The sequence below is a fragment of the Flavobacteriales bacterium genome (assembly GCA_020435415.1).
Taxonomy (GTDB): domain Bacteria; phylum Bacteroidota; class Bacteroidia; order JACJYZ01; family JACJYZ01; genus JACJYZ01.
This window is the reverse complement of record JAGQZQ010000008.1, coordinates 47084-61022: the sequence shown is the minus strand read 5'-3', so window position 1 is coordinate 61022 and position 13939 is coordinate 47084. Positions and strand designations below refer to the sequence as shown.

Genomic DNA, 13939 nt, shown 5'->3' with positions numbered 1-13939 from the left:
CTCATTCTTAAACTGAATCCCAAACCCGGCAATACCCTCACCGAAAGCAGCAAATCTGCCCAAACCGTTGTACCCGACTTTCTGATCGAGAACAATGACGGGGTTCTGAATCTGAGTCTTAATTCCCGGAACGCACCGGACCTCAAGGTAAGCCGGACGTACGCCAACATGCTGGAAGGATACAGCAAATCAAAGGACAAGGCAGACAAGGCACAAAAGGAGGCGGTCATGTTTGTGCGTCAAAAGCTGGATGCAGCCAAATGGTTTATTGATGCCATCAAACAGCGCCAGCAAACGCTCATGAAAACCATGACAGCCATCATGGAATACCAATATGATTACTTCCTCGAAGGCGACGAAACCCGCTTGAAGCCAATGATCCTAAAAGATATTGCTGAACGGGTGGAACTGGATATTTCGACTATTTCAAGGGTAGCCAACAGTAAGTATGTACAAACGCCATTCGGGACTTTTCTTCTGAAGACCTTCTTCTCAGAATCCTTACAAACCGATTCAGGGGAAGAAGTTTCAACGCGCGAAGTGAAAAAGATACTGGAGGAATGCATAGAAGCGGAAAACAAAAAACGACCGCTGACGGATGAAAAGCTGGCGAGTATCCTGAAGGAAAAAGGATATAACATCGCACGTCGGACGGTTGCAAAATACAGAGAACAAATGGGGCTTCCCGTTGCCCGGCTCAGAAAAGAACTTTGATATGAACGAACGCCTCTCCCGTTTCATTTCTTATCTGTTCCACCCGATCAGCCTTCCATTGCTATCCGCCTTCGTCTTACTCAATACCAGGACATATGTCGCTTTCAGCCTTACGACTGCCGGCAAAGCGGTGATCTATTTCACCCTCTTTACGTTTACCGCGCTTATGCCGTTGATCATCTCCCTGTCCCTGCTGCGAAACGGGATGATCACTTCACTGCATATGCCCACCAGGGAGGAGCGGCGGGTACCTATGCTTGCGACCGCCTTGTCTTATATGGCGGCCTACTATGTACTTTCAAAGTTTGCCTTGCCAAGACTGGTGGTGCTGTTACATCTTGGTGCCAGTCTCGCGGTCATCGGTGTTTTACTTATCAACCTGCGCTGGAAGATCAGCATTCATATGGTAGGTATTGGCGGATTTATTGGCGCCATTCTAGCGATAGCCTTTCAGTTAGGCACAGATCTTCGATTGCTTCTTGCAGCAGCCCTTGTAGTTGCCGGAATTGTAGCTACCGCCAGGCTATCCCTTAAAATGCACGAGCCGGCACAGGTATATGCCGGCTTCGCGCTTGGATTATGCTGTGAATGGCTGACTATCTCAGCCCTTTGATTCTGATATTATAAGAAGGAAAACGCGAGGCCACCGGAAACCGGTATGATTTCTCCGCCGTTGCCTTTGCTAAAAAGGTTGGAAAGCGCATAGTATCCGAAAAACGTCATGTGACCATAACCTATGCGGCCGGTTAACCCATAGCGAAGTTTGTTAAGGTTCTTGAGATTATACTCTTTATACTTGTTATCTTCATCCTTATACTTGACACGACTACTTACAAGATATCCTGCTTTGAAACCGGCAGCTACCACAAAACTTTTTCCTTTCTCGTTGGCTTTGGACTGAAAACGCAGCTCAAGCGGGATATCAAGATACGTTGTGTTGAATTTGTTCTTCTTTACCTTCAGATCAGACGGATAAGTTTCAAACGAATAGCTGGTAACACTTCCAATAGTATCCGTCTTTGACCAATTAATATTGGAGTTTACCGCGTGGTTGGTCACACCGTAGCCAATCCTGAGTCCCATAGGACCATCTCCAAACTGGATGGTTTTAAAACTATATATACCCACACCACGGGATTTTCCCAGATCAAATTCAGGTCCGGACGGCGCATCCATCCACTTTTCCAAAGCAACAGTGAATACAAGTTTTTCATCTGACTTACCTCCCTTTGGAATTTTTGGAACTATGGCTTGTTTTTGAGCTTTTAACCCTGAAGTCAACAAGCAAAGTACGACGATCGCTAAAATTTTCCGCATCATTCTCATTGTTTAATGTTTCGGCGAAGATAAAAAACAAGAAGCATGCCAAGGCTATACTCCGCCGGAACCGGCATTACCATGAATAAAAAAAGGGGCTGTCTTTTGAACAGCCCCTTTAAAAGAACGAGGGTACAATTACTTCACTTTGCTAGCGAATTCAGTACCTACTTTGAATTTTACCACTTTTTTGGCAGGGATTTTAATAGTTGCACCGGTTTGAGGATTGCGGCCTGTGCGTGCAGCTCTCTTAGCAGAAGAGAAAGTACCGAAACCAACGAGGGTTACTTTGTCACCTTTTTTTACGGCAGCAACAGTACCATCAATGAAAGAGTTCAGGGCTTTTTCAGCTTGAGCTTTTGAAATCCCGGCATCACCGGCGATTTTGTTGATCAAATCTCCTTTGTTCATGTTATTGATTTTTTTGATTAATAATGGTGATTGGTTTGAAACACCAGTAAATATAGGTGTCGCCCCTATCAACTCCAAGAAAATAGCTACGGAATTATTGAAAAAATTTTCAACCGAATTTCCGTCGAAAAAATCCCGCTTTCAAACACTTGATAATCAATTCTTTTTACTTATATCCGGCAGCTCATCCCCATATATATTCTTAATAAGTTCCGTGACATTCATGTAACGACATCATCAAAATCCGGTTTGACCGGCCCTGAAACAAGGTCAAAACCACCATGTAAGACTACCACTTCTCAAAGAGGATTCATATCTTTATATATGTTGTTTTCTCCACTTAATATACAGCGTGAATTGGAAAGGGAAAGAGACCGGTCCCTGAAAATGATGGACCAGCTGGTATCCGAAGCAAGGTCACAAATTGCACAGGAGGCATCCCGGGAACAGGAGATTTCATCCCGTCTTGGTACGAGTGGCATCCCTTCACATATGGCCAGTTATAAAAACCTGAATCCGGATCAGGTTTACAGTCTTTCGGACCTTAGAGCCGTGTGCACACGTTTCAGACTTCGTTTTCTGCCCTCTTCCTATTACAGAGGAAACATACCTCAACCTGCCCTTCATAAAATACGACGACTTGAAGATTTGCATCCGGATTTCGCCAATGCCAAATATTTTATTGCCGGTCCGGATAAGGCATTCAGGCTGGGGGATGCCAATGCCGACCCCCTGTTGTTTGCCGCCCTGGGTAACGAAAAGTATTTGCTCATTCACCGGTGGGGAAAAGATCTTGCCTGGTACCGCAGGCTTTTGAGCCTGCCCATGCGCAGTATCCTGCACATGCTTGGATTTCTTACCCTGCTTTCATTTGCTTTCTGTATGCTCTTTCCTTATAAAGTATTGAATTTGGGTGGTGAATCCAGTTTCTATATAAGGGGATACCTGTTTTTCCACAGCTATATCGCATTCTGTGGCATCACTGCCTTTGTGTGTTTCAGCTATAATCACCATTTCAGTGGCATGGTATGGAACAGTCCGTACCACAATGAATGACCCACTCCTTCCTAATTGTTGATACGATCGTATCTTCGTGCAACACATCAAAAACCTCCTCGTCTTTTGTATAACCGGTAAATGATCCTGGCAGGCCGCACGGCCGGAATTCACCGTTGCGACAACCAGAAAAATTGAGCTCAATTTGAAGTCGGTTTATCAGAACATACACCAGGATATTATTGACCGGTGCAGGCATGGAGATGCCGGCGCACAGATGCAACTTTATAAACTGTATTACAAGGCAATGTATAACACCAGTTTAAGAATTGTAAAGGATGTTGCTGAGGCCGAAGACCTGATGCAGGAAGCATTTCTGGATGCCTTCCGGAAACTGGACAGTTACAAAGGTGATGCATCCTTCGGTTCCTGGTTGAAAAGGATCGTCATTAACAAGAGTCTCGACACGATCAAGAAAAGGAAAATTGTTTGGGAAAGCCTTGATGATCATACCGGCCAGGTGAGGTCCGATGAGAATGAAAGTGAGCCCGATAATTTGAATTATGAAGTTGCAAGGGTGAGAGAAGCCATCTCTGAATTGCCGGATGGATACAGGACCATACTAAGCCTGTACCTTCTTGAAGGTTATGATCATGATGAAATTGCTTCTATCATGGATATATCAAGCTCTACATCCCGGTCACAATTTAACCGGGCTAAAAATAAATTAAGAACCATTTTAAGGGAAAACACATGGCAGACCCATTAGAAAAATTGTTCAGAGACCAACGCGCTGAGTTTGATCAGGCAGAACCACCTGCCGGTCACCTGGAACGCTTTGAACGTCGCCTGAAAGAAGATCAGCACGATCAGCGGAAGCATGGACCTGGAGGTAATTTCTTTACCCCATTGTCCAGAATTGCCGCCGTTCTTTTGATCGGGTTCATGCTGGGATACCTGTACTACGCCAATGACCCCATGGGTTTAAACAAAGCAGCACAAGAGCAGGGTATTGCCCAGGCAAGCCTCGACTTAAGCACCGTCTCCCCTGAACTTGCAGAGGCAAAGACTTTTTTCGACCGCATGCTCAGGGAAAAGATGGCTGATCTGTCACCCTATAAGGAGAAGGACAGCCTGATGTACAAAGAAATTGTGGATCAGCTGAAAGGCCTGGAAAAGGATTACAATGAATTGAGCCGGGACCTGGCAGGAAATCAGACCAGTGAACAGGTGATCAATGCGATGATACAAAACTACCGGCTGAGGCTTGACCTCATTGAACATATTCTGAATTTGAAAAGTCAGGGAGAAGAACTAAAAAATACCTACGAAGATGAAAACATGGAAAGCTAAATCACTAATTGCATTCGGTCTCGCCCTTACCCTGCTGGTGGCCAATGCGTGGGCCATCGTCATAGACGAGCTTACCCGGGAGTGGAAACAATCCTACGAGGTGAACAAAGACGCCACGGTAGAGATCCAGAATAAATACGGAAAAGTACACATCAATACCTGGGATCAGAACAAAGTGGATATCAAAGCCGTTGCCTATGTGGATGTAGATAATAAGGAAAAAGGGCAGAAACTTCTCGACGATATTCATGTGACCATGTCCGGCAGCGCGGACCATGTGAAGGCCATCACGGAGATCAACTGTCAATTAACAGGAAAAACCTGCAATAAACTTAAGATAGATTACACCATCTCCATGCCGAAAAGCAACAACCTCGTTGTACGAAACAAATTCGGGGATGTATTCGTGAATGCACTTGACGGAAACTGTGACCTGAACGTTTCTTATGGAACACTCACATGTGGCAGTCTGTCCGGGCAAAGCAACGTTGTAGATCTGTCCTTCGGAAAGGCCCACCTCGATAAGATTACTTCCTGCAAAATGAATAGCCGCTATTCGGATATCCAGATATCAGAGGTAAACCACCTGGATGCAGATTCGAAGTATTCCAGTCTTCAGGTGGATAAAACCCATAAATTATATAACATTTCTGAGTACGATAAGCTCGTTCAGGTAGGACAGGTAAGCGAGGCCCGAATTGATTGCAAGTTCTCCAACCATAACATCGGCAGGGTAGATGAATACTTGAGCCTGAAAGTGGATTACGGAAACTGCACCGTAAAAAATATCCCCAAAGGTTTCGATGAAGTGGATATTGACTGCAAGTTTGGTAGTGCCGTGATTTACTTTGAAGACGATGCATCCTTTCAATTCTCCGGCTCCTGTTCCATGGGTGGGCTGGACTTTCCCCGTGAAGCCACCAACCTTACCAAAGAATCCAAAGGAGCAACCACCTACCAGGTATCAGGGGTTGTAGGTGAAGACAAGGCACCAACGGCACGGGTAAAAGTAAGTGAATGTAAATACGGTAGCGTAAAGCTTAAGTTCAATCCATGATCAATTACTGATGATAGCGTAGCGGTAATTGGTTACGAAAAAGCGGAGAGCATTCTCCGCTTTTTTTGTTTGGCACCCGCCCGTTTTTCATTTTTTCCTTTCACATTTACCTATTAACTTAGAAGGGAAAACCCTTGCCAGAGTAAGTAGAAATACCTAAAAACATGCTAAGCTGTACAGTCATTGATGACAATCGCATGTCACAAAGCATGCTCAAGAATTTTATCGAGGAAACCGACGAACTGAGCCTTCAGGCGATTTACGATAACGGTACCGAAGCAACCATAGGCTTGATGAAATCCCCCCCTGACCTGATCTTTCTGGATATAGAAATGCCCGACATGACCGGAATGGATCTGATCAAGAACTTGCCGGATTTACCCATGGTCATTTTGGTGACCTCCCATAAAGAATACGCCCTGGAAGCATTTGAATACAACGTAGTGGACTACCTCGTAAAACCTGTGAACTATGCACGTTTTCTGAAAGCCGTGAAAAAGGCGCAGGAGCAGGCAGGGAAGGAAATTGAAACCACCAAAGCCCCCGACAAGGATGAGATATTCGTGAAAGCAGACGGAGCCCTTGTCCGTATCCGAAAAGCGGATATCTTCTATGTGCAGGCTCTTGGAGACTATATTTCCATCCACACCGCCAACCACAAATACACCGTATATTCCACCCTGGCCGAGATCAGTGAAAAACTCGGAGAAGAGAATTTTTTCCAAACACACCGCTCCTATATTGCACGCATTGATCGCATCATGGCCATAGACGATTTCGTGGCCGTTATGGATGGGCATAATGTGCCGGTCAGCCGATCAAACAAGAAGGCCTTACTAAGCAAGCTCAACCTGCTGAAATAGCCACAAACACTGCTTTTCGAACATTTTTGCCCTCCCCGTTCAGCGAGGTCGACATACCGTTCAACGAGTTGTTGGACCCGGTCAACTAATATCCCTTCTAAAGGGGAACGCTTTCCGGTAAACATGGGTGATTAAACAATCAAAACCATGAACCAACAAATCAACACCGTGAAAAAAGCAACCCTGATCCTCGCCTACCTCTCATTGATGATCTCCAATGCTAACGCTACTGTTTATGCCGCAGCTCAAAGCAACGGAATGAACGACGAGTGCAAAGGTTGCAAAGTGCTCAACGCAGATGACGCCCTTGGTTCTGATATGGCTACCTCAGCAACACTGAAAAGCCACGCTTCCAAAACCGGTACTTTTGTATACGAGCGCTTTTCCTTCACCGAAGACGGTATCGCCGGTAACAAGGTAGCCGTAGCCGCTTCAGGGTCCGCTGCCCTGACCGCAACAGAGCTCAGCTCTCTTGAAGTGACCCTGTATAACGACGGTGTTCAGGTAGGAAGCACCTTCACCGGTTCCGATATGACTGTTCAACTTCAGGCTTCAAGTCTGACCGTTTATGAAGTATATTTCTTCGCAGATGCAGACTTCGATGAAATTGAAGTGAAATTGTACGGTGGCGTTGCCGGTGCGGTAAAGCAAATGGAAGTTCATGGTCTCTCTCACACCCCCGGCGCACTGCCTGTCAGCTGGTTGTACCTGAATGCCACCAGCAACGACAACGGAGTGAACCTCGAGTGGGCCACTGCCACCGAGATCAACAACGACTTCTTCTCCGTTGAAGTATGCACTGATGGTGTGTCTTTCGAAGCCATCACAACTGTACAAGGTGCAGGAAACAGCACAACAACCAACACTTATAACATGAATGTTGAGGCTGCTCCCTTCACACGCTACTTCCGCATCCGCCAAACAGACTTCAACGGAAAGAACAGCTTCTCTGAAGTAGTGGCTGTAGCTCCTTCAGCAAGCATCAATGACCTCACCGTACGCCAATCAGATGGTGAAGGTCTTCTGCAAATCTCCTTCCTGCAGGACAACAATGCACCTGCTCGTGTAATGATCACTGACCTCAGTGGAAGAACGATCGCTACCAGCAGCCTCCAAAGCCAGGAAGGTATGAACAGTGTAACCCTGTATGACGTGAACCTGAATGGTCACACCATGTACGTGGTTACCCTGGTGTCAGGAAATTCAGTCCTGTCCCAAAAGATCCTGACACGATAGTCTGAGGCCTGTCTCAGCACGGTGATGGTATGGAAGCCTTTCCATACCATCATTGCATTTTACCCCACCTTCTATCCTGTTTATAGGTGATTTCCCTGATTACCATTCAACGAGAATAAAATACCATTCAACGAGAACCGGGCTCCAACCAACCAAAATCCGATTGATCAGGTGAACTTTTTAAGTAAACATACTTACTAAAACTATCAGACCATGAACCAGTATATGAATCTCCGCCAAGCTGCCACCCTGATCTTCTGCATCGTGATGATGCATATCTCTTCCTCCAACGCACAAATCATAAAGGGCACGGATACCCTCGCCGTAAGCTGGTTGTACATCGATGCCAATACTTCGGAAAACCTCGTGGATGTGAAATGGATCACTGATGCAGAAGTAAACAATGACTTCTTTACTGTGGAGGTGAGCACAGACGGCAACTCCTTCGAAGCCATCGCCAAGGTGAAGGGAAGCGGAACCAGCCCGATGACAAACTACTATAACCAAACCGTGGAAGCCGCATCGTTCCTCCGCTACTTCAGAATACGCCAAACCAATTTCGATGGTAGAAGCAGTTTTTCAGATGTGATCGCAGTGGCACCGGCAACAGAAGTTGGCGAATTTCGGGTTCAGCAAACACCTGACAACGGCGACCTTCGGATCTCCTTCCTTCACAATTCCGATGCACCTGCCTATATCGTAATCACCGATCTCAATGGAAAAATGTTCGCAGACAAACATATTCAAAGCCAGACCGGCCTGAATCAGGTAGACCTACAGAATCTGAACCTGACACCTCAATATAAATACGAAGTCACACTGGTATCGGGCACTTCCTCGAAATCACAAAAAATCCTGACGCGATAATAGCCCATCTCTCATCTATCTCAACTACATTTGTATGAAAGCTACCTCCGCCATCCTATTATCTGACATGGCAAACATCGATTACAAAACGCTGTTTGAAGATGCGCCTATGGCCTATCTGGCCGTAAACAATGAAGGGAAGATCAACAACGTAAACCAGGCAGCGCTCAGCTTATTTGGATACCGGTATAAGAAAGAATTAGTGGGTCTCAATGCCACCGATTTGTATGCTATCGGTAAGATCAGAGGTGCAAAGGCGCAACACGTATTTGACCAGTATGCCGACGGGAAAAACAAGGTCCGGTTGGAAACGGAGATGATCAAAAAAGACGGTTCCCTGTTTTGGGGAGGCATCCATGTCAACGCCATCAAAGACACCCAGGGAAACCTGATCACCCGGCGGGTGGCCATCATCGATATCAGCGATCGCAAAAAATCCGAAGAGAAATACCGGAAGCTTTTCCAGCACTCCAATGGATTGCTCTGTACACATGACATGGACGGTATTGTCCTCACCGTAAACGAGGCGTGCTGCAATGCATTGGAATACACAGAAAAAGAACTGATCGGGACCAGTATCGGAGATTTACTGGCAGACAATACCCGACAGGCTTTCGGACTTTACATCAAAGACATCCTGGCCAACCACCGGAGTGAAGGGGTTATGAAGATGGTATCACGTACAGGAAAAATACTTTACTGGAAATATAGTAACGTAACCCATGAAGAAGATGGGAAGATGACAGTTATAGGCTCAGCCATTGATATCACGGAACTGATCTCGCGGGAAAAGGAGCTGAAGCAAGCCAAACAAATGGCAGAAGACTCATTGCGTATCAAGGATATTTTCCTCTCCAATATGAGCCATGAGATTCGCACACCACTCAATTCTATGCTGGGATTTGCCGATCTGCTCTCCGACACCAGCCTCAACAAGGTACAGTCCGACTATACCTCCATTATCCGGGAATCCACAGAAAGGCTTATTGCGATTGTCAACGACATCCTGGATTTCTCAAAGATCGAATCCGGTCACATCGAGTTCCAGAAGGCGGCCATTCATCCCGACGAACTCATCGATTCCGTGATCACCATGATGTCCAGCAAAGCGTTGATGTATGGCAATAAGGTGACGGCAAAGTGCGACAAGAATTTACCAAAGGTGATCTATGGCGATCCTGTAAGGCTTACTCAAATCCTGATCAACCTTTTAAACAACGCAATCAAGTTTACAGATCAGGGCAAGATAGAAGTTGGTGCGAAAACGATCTCCAAAAAGAAAGGGAAAGCCATTCTCCAATTTTATGTGAAAGACACCGGCATCGGTATTCCCATCGAAAAACTGGAATCCATTTTTGACCGGTTCACACAGGTAGAAAGTGACCATGCCCGAAGATATGAAGGCGTGGGGCTCGGTTTGAGCATTGTGAGCAAACTGGTAGATCTCCAGGGCGGAAAGATCAGGGTAAGAAGCCAGGTGGACAAAGGATCGACCTTCCTGGTGGAGCTTCCCTTTGATACCGAAGGTGAAGACAGCCGGTCAAACAAACTTCAAAAGGGAATCGAACTGGATCATGTGGACCTGGCCGGACGCAAGATTCTACTGGTGGATGACAACCGGATGAACCGCAAACTGGTGATGGCCTACCTTGCAGATACCGAAGCCCACGTGGACCTCGCCATCAACGGTAAGATCGCAGTGGCCATGATGGTCAAGAAGCAATATGATGTGGTACTGATGGACATGCAAATGCCGGAAATGGATGGCTACACCGCCACAAAAGTGATCCGCAACGAACTTGAGGACAAGGTACCCATTGTAGCCATGACCGCCCATGCCCTGGCCGGGGAAAGGGAAAAATGCCTGGCCGTGGGCATGAACGAATACATCTCCAAGCCATTTAAAAGAGAACAACTGATGGGGGTACTGGGTATGTTGTTAAACGCAAAGGGTACCACCAAAAAACGAAAGACAAAGAAAGCCGCCTCCGGCTACCAGCATATCAGTCTGACCGAACTGGAACGGAATACACTCGGCAACAAGGAAGTGATGGAAGAGCTGGTGACCATCTTTCTCGAGGATGCGCCGAGAGAACTGCAACGATTACAAAATGCCGTTGCAGAGAAGGATTACGACCTGTTGCGTCAGATCGGTCACAGCCTCAAATCATCGTATGAGATGTTAGGTGCCAAGGCAGCCTTCCGGCTTCTCCGGGAGATCGAACACTGGGCAGCGGACAAAGAGCCAATACACCGGATTGCCGATAATACACGCTTGCTGTTGAACCTCCACCCGAAGGTGATCAGGGAACTGGATGGGGTGATGGGCAAAGATGGGAAGTGAACCCGGACCGTTCGATTCTACATTCATTTCTTGCACATATACCGTGATTGGCGTAATTTGTGTACATACGATCCATGTATGCGTACTCCGGTCAAACACCTCCTTCTGCTTTTCACTTTCATCACGGCAACGGCTTCTGCTCAGCTGCAATCCGTAAAGATCGGGGTGAACGGCCTCACCTGTTCACAATGCACGCGGAGCACGGAGCTTTCCCTACGCAAGCTCGATTTTGTAAAGGAGGTGGAAATGGACCTGGAACATACCAACGGTGTGATCACCTTCAAGGAAGGAGCAGTCGTGTCCTTTGAAAAGATCGCACAGGCAGTGGTTGATGCGGGCTTTTCTGTTCGTTATTTAAATATTGTATACAAATTCGATAATGAATCTGTCCCTGAAGGAGCCTGCCTTCAGACCGAACAATGGATTTTCCACTTCATTGAACCTGAAACCCCGGTACTAAACGGTGAGAAAGAGTTACAGCTGATCGGCGAAGCATACCTTACTCCCAAAGAATTCAAGAAGTGGAAGAATGTGATCAAGGATTCATGCCAGACCCCGGGTAGTACAACCTATCACGTGAAGCTGTGAGAATCAGATTTTTTACCGGTCTTATATTTCTGAGCATTTCTTTTTCCCTGAAATCACAGGAACTGTTTCCTTTGAACGATCCCGCAAGTAACATTCCAAGGGGTGCGCTCAGCATACGACTATCAAACAATTTTTACAAGAATGAATTGGGGGATGTAAAGCACATGTCCATGCTCCGTATGTCATACGGCATCTCCCCCAGATGGGCGATCATGTTGCAATCCACCGCATCAAACCACCATGGCAGGAATCTTCCGGAAAACTTCATCCAGCCGAACGGAGGTCTATCCGGTGGCTACCATATACATAACCACATCGGCCACATCGGTGATTATCCGTATGTATTCAACGGCTTTATCTTATCCCCGAAGTGGATGTTCTTAAAACGCGATGGAGAAAAGCGCCATCTCAGGGCAGCCTTGTATATGCAAGGTGCCTGGCTGAACATCGCTCCGCACCTCGCCGAAGGAAATCTGAATGGTCAGAACAGCGGATGCGGCGGCGGCGGTATGGTTACAGGCTTGTACAAGCGGGTTGCTCTTTCACTCAATGCTGGTGTTGAGTATCCCTTTGATTACCGGGATGACCCGGCAGGACTCCTGTTTAAATACGGCAGATCCTTGTACATGCATGGTTCTCTGGGTGTACTTACATTTCCATTCAGCTATAAAAGCTATGACCAGGTGAATGTGAATCTGTATGTGGAAATGTTAAGCCGCTGGTACCAGGATGCAGAAATTTATCTTCATGACGAAAACGTACCCGTCTCAAAGAAATCATACCCTGATCTGATCGCCGGGAACTATGTTGAGGCAGCTCCCGGCATTCAGTTCATTTTTGGTTCCAATACTCGCGTGGACCTGGTCACAGGGTTTCCGTTGTACAACCGGTCATACAACAAAGATTATCCCTTCTTTCAAATCCAGTTGCAACGCTACTTTTATTTAGGGCATCGGAACGGTTGAGTCCGGCTTGACCAACTTGTAGTACACCCTTTTGCTGCCGGATTCCTGTTGCGTCCACGCAACCAGAAAACTTCCATCCAACCCTAGTATAACAGGAAAGGAAGCCTGCATACCTTTTTGGCTGATGTTATACTGCGTACCGATGCCGTCCGGGTTGATCACTTCCAGAACGATCCGGTTATAGCTCTCGTCTCCTTCACCGAAAGACTGTTCCCATACAGCGCCGATCGACCCATCTTCCAATGACGATACCTGTGGATGACGGGCATCGGTATTGACCTGTTTTCTTTCCTCGAAATGTGCCCCCTGATCTTCAGAAACGGTACGGTATACCGCCGGTTTGCCACCTGCGGTGAACCAGAAAAAGTGCAGGTTACCCTGACTCCAGGTCATGGATGGACCGGTGTGCGGGCAACCATGTACAAACCAGTTGTCAGGGCTAACGCGGATGGGGTTGGTAAAACTTCGGGCGGAATCCACGGATCTGACCATGGCCATATCACGGATGCTGTCGTTGATGATGTCTCGGTACGCCACATGAACTTCCCCGAGGGGATCCACATACAACTCTGTGCGGCAACATTCACAGGCCAGACTATCAATGACCACCTCGTTACGGAAATCTTCCTTCGTGCTGGCAAACAACACGGGCCGGCCACCGCCTTTATTGGATTTATCCAACCACACGCAGCCCACCTCACCGGTTGGCAGACTGGCCAGATCAAAAAATGAGTGACCCGCTCCGGGTGTGGCATCGTTGTGAACGGTACGTGGTTCTGTCCAGCTTTTTCCCTGATCTTCCGACATCACATAACGTATTTCTCCGGCATACTTGTGAATGCTGTCTGCCAGACTTACGGCATACACGGCAACCACAGTACCATCCGCCTTGAAAGCTACCTTGTTCATGCTTTCCGGATGCGGCTTGGTTCCTTTGGAAGGGGTGACCGTCACCGGTTGACCGAAAGTTCTTCCACCATCACCGGACACCGCATACTTCAGGACGTAGGCATCCTGATCATGCAGTTTCTCCGTCCAACAGATCACCGGTCTGCCTTCATGATCCGTGATGAGGAAGGGATCACTTGCTTCCAGGCTATCGGTCGTTAATACGGTCGGTTGCACCACATCGGCAGCATGCCCGGGATCATTTTGAGGCGGTGGATTGTTACAACCCACCCCGGTCAAAACGATCATTAACATCAAAGAGGTTCTCATAACCTATTGT

The 13939-nt window shown here is 47.0% G+C and carries 15 protein-coding genes; 12 read left to right on the top strand and 3 right to left on the bottom strand.

Features of this window, described 5'->3' with window-relative positions; all coding sequences use genetic code 11:
- Both KDD36_02890 and KDD36_02885 read left to right on the top strand, forming a co-directional pair.
- Window positions 1-714: RNA polymerase sigma-54 factor (locus tag KDD36_02890; GenBank protein MCB0395571.1), on the top strand; the 714-nt coding region annotated here is incomplete at its 5' end.
- A gap of 1 nt (window position 715) precedes the next feature.
- Window positions 716-1327 (top strand): hypothetical protein, encoded by a 612-nt coding sequence (locus KDD36_02885; protein MCB0395570.1) that lies wholly within the window; start codon window positions 716-718, stop codon window positions 1325-1327.
- A gap of 8 nt (window positions 1328-1335) precedes the next feature.
- Here the strand turns inward: KDD36_02885 and KDD36_02880 are convergent, their stop codons facing one another.
- Both KDD36_02880 and KDD36_02875 read right to left on the bottom strand, forming a co-directional pair.
- Entirely contained in the window at window positions 1336-2034 is a 699-nt protein-coding gene (locus KDD36_02880) for a PorT family protein (GenBank protein MCB0395569.1), read from the bottom strand.
- Between the two features lie 135 nt (window positions 2035-2169).
- Window positions 2170-2442: an HU family DNA-binding protein gene (locus KDD36_02875; protein MCB0395568.1), complete on the bottom strand. Its 273-nt coding sequence runs from the start codon at window positions 2440-2442 to the stop codon at window positions 2170-2172.
- A 357-nt stretch (window positions 2443-2799) separates the two neighbouring features.
- Between KDD36_02875 and KDD36_02870 the strand changes: the two genes are divergently transcribed.
- The 10 genes from KDD36_02870 to KDD36_02825 all read left to right on the top strand — a co-directional run bounded on the left by KDD36_02870 (window position 2800) and on the right by KDD36_02825 (window position 12711).
- Entirely contained in the window at window positions 2800-3498 is a 699-nt protein-coding gene (locus KDD36_02870) for a hypothetical protein (GenBank protein ID MCB0395567.1), read from the top strand.
- Window positions 3499-3715: 217 nt separating this feature from the next.
- Complete coding sequence (locus KDD36_02865) at window positions 3716-4207, top strand: sigma-70 family RNA polymerase sigma factor (protein MCB0395566.1); 492 nt, start codon at window positions 3716-3718, stop codon at window positions 4205-4207.
- Window positions 4192-4791, top strand: coding sequence for a hypothetical protein (locus KDD36_02860; protein ID MCB0395565.1), 600 nt, complete (start codon window positions 4192-4194; stop codon window positions 4789-4791). Before KDD36_02865 ends, KDD36_02860 begins: the two co-directional genes overlap by 16 nt.
- On the top strand, window positions 4772-5848 hold the full coding sequence (locus KDD36_02855; GenBank protein MCB0395564.1) for a hypothetical protein: 1077 nt from the start codon (window positions 4772-4774) through the stop codon (window positions 5846-5848). The genes KDD36_02860 and KDD36_02855 overlap by 20 nt, the downstream gene beginning before the upstream one ends.
- A 164-nt stretch (window positions 5849-6012) precedes the next feature.
- A complete protein-coding gene (locus KDD36_02850; protein MCB0395563.1) occupies window positions 6013-6711 on the top strand; it encodes a response regulator transcription factor in 699 nt (232 codons plus the stop codon).
- A gap of 147 nt (window positions 6712-6858) precedes the next feature.
- Entirely contained in the window at window positions 6859-7947 is a 1089-nt protein-coding gene (locus KDD36_02845; protein MCB0395562.1) for a T9SS type A sorting domain-containing protein, read from the top strand.
- A gap of 213 nt (window positions 7948-8160) precedes the next feature.
- Window positions 8161-8814, top strand: coding sequence for a hypothetical protein (locus tag KDD36_02840; protein ID MCB0395561.1), 654 nt, complete (start codon window positions 8161-8163; stop codon window positions 8812-8814).
- Between the two features lie 34 nt (window positions 8815-8848).
- Window positions 8849-11158, top strand: a complete 2310-nt coding sequence (locus KDD36_02835; protein MCB0395560.1) for a PAS domain S-box protein — start codon at window positions 8849-8851, stop codon at window positions 11156-11158.
- Window positions 11159-11236: 78 nt separating this feature from the next.
- On the top strand, window positions 11237-11746 hold the full coding sequence (locus KDD36_02830; protein MCB0395559.1) for a cation transporter: 510 nt from the start codon (window positions 11237-11239) through the stop codon (window positions 11744-11746).
- Window positions 11743-12711: a hypothetical protein gene (locus KDD36_02825; protein ID MCB0395558.1), complete on the top strand. Its 969-nt coding sequence runs from the start codon at window positions 11743-11745 to the stop codon at window positions 12709-12711. Before KDD36_02830 ends, KDD36_02825 begins: the two co-directional genes overlap by 4 nt.
- Here KDD36_02825 and KDD36_02820 read toward each other — a convergent pair.
- On the bottom strand, window positions 12691-13929 hold the full coding sequence (locus KDD36_02820) for an exo-alpha-sialidase (GenBank protein MCB0395557.1): 1239 nt from the start codon (window positions 13927-13929) through the stop codon (window positions 12691-12693). The genes KDD36_02825 and KDD36_02820 overlap by 21 nt on opposite strands.
- Window positions 13930-13939: the final 10 nt, after the last annotated feature.

What these genes read in the sequence shown, in the direction of transcription:
- KDD36_02885 (MCB0395570.1), top strand. Translation starts at nt 716, where the DNA reads ATGAACGAACGCCTCTCCCGTTTCATTTCTTATCTGTTCCACCCGATC.
- KDD36_02880 (MCB0395569.1), bottom strand. Translation starts at nt 2,034, where the DNA reads ATGATGCGGAAAATTTTAGCGATCGTCGTACTTTGCTTGTTGACTTCA.
- KDD36_02875 (MCB0395568.1), bottom strand. Translation starts at nt 2,442, where the DNA reads ATGAACAAAGGAGATTTGATCAACAAAATCGCCGGTGATGCCGGGATT.
- KDD36_02865 (MCB0395566.1), top strand. Translation starts at nt 3,716, where the DNA reads ATGCAACTTTATAAACTGTATTACAAGGCAATGTATAACACCAGTTTA.
- KDD36_02860 (MCB0395565.1), top strand. Translation starts at nt 4,192, where the DNA reads ATGGCAGACCCATTAGAAAAATTGTTCAGAGACCAACGCGCTGAGTTT.
- KDD36_02855 (MCB0395564.1), top strand. Translation starts at nt 4,772, where the DNA reads ATGAAAACATGGAAAGCTAAATCACTAATTGCATTCGGTCTCGCCCTT.
- KDD36_02850 (MCB0395563.1), top strand. Translation starts at nt 6,013, where the DNA reads ATGCTAAGCTGTACAGTCATTGATGACAATCGCATGTCACAAAGCATG.
- KDD36_02845 (MCB0395562.1), top strand. Translation starts at nt 6,859, where the DNA reads ATGAACCAACAAATCAACACCGTGAAAAAAGCAACCCTGATCCTCGCC.
- KDD36_02840 (MCB0395561.1), top strand. Translation starts at nt 8,161, where the DNA reads ATGAACCAGTATATGAATCTCCGCCAAGCTGCCACCCTGATCTTCTGC.
- KDD36_02835 (MCB0395560.1), top strand. Translation starts at nt 8,849, where the DNA reads ATGAAAGCTACCTCCGCCATCCTATTATCTGACATGGCAAACATCGAT.
- KDD36_02830 (MCB0395559.1), top strand. Translation starts at nt 11,237, where the DNA reads ATGCGTACTCCGGTCAAACACCTCCTTCTGCTTTTCACTTTCATCACG.
- KDD36_02820 (MCB0395557.1), bottom strand. Translation starts at nt 13,929, where the DNA reads ATGAGAACCTCTTTGATGTTAATGATCGTTTTGACCGGGGTGGGTTGT.